Genomic DNA, 247 nt, shown 5'->3' with positions numbered 1-247 from the left:
CCCACAACAGTACCCTTGAGATAGATCAGGAACTTTCCATAGCCGCATGGGTGAAACCCAACGCTCTGAAAAACTCAACCGTAATTAGCAAAGCAGATGGTAACGGTTTTGAGCTTTGGCTGGTCAGCAACGGTGAGATCGAGTTCAGACTGAACAGAGGGAACAACGGAACCGCTTACAAACTGAGATCCAACTACAATTATAGCGGTGACCTTGGTGAATGGATACACGTAGCCGCTACTTTCGA

At 47.4% G+C, this 247-nt stretch carries 1 protein-coding gene; it reads left to right on the top strand.

All coding sequences use genetic code 11. From position 1 onward, the window contains the following. Nucleotides 1–247, top strand: a 247-nt coding sequence (locus HMJ38_RS25225; RefSeq protein ID WP_194977208.1) for a LamG-like jellyroll fold domain-containing protein, incomplete at both ends; no start/stop codon positions are given.

The organism is Aquiflexum lacus (genome assembly GCF_015476655.1).
Taxonomy (GTDB): Bacteria; Bacteroidota; Bacteroidia; order Cytophagales; family Cyclobacteriaceae; genus Aquiflexum; species Aquiflexum lacus.
The sequence above is the reverse complement of the archived record's forward strand: the minus strand, read 5'-3'. Positions and strand labels throughout refer to the sequence as shown.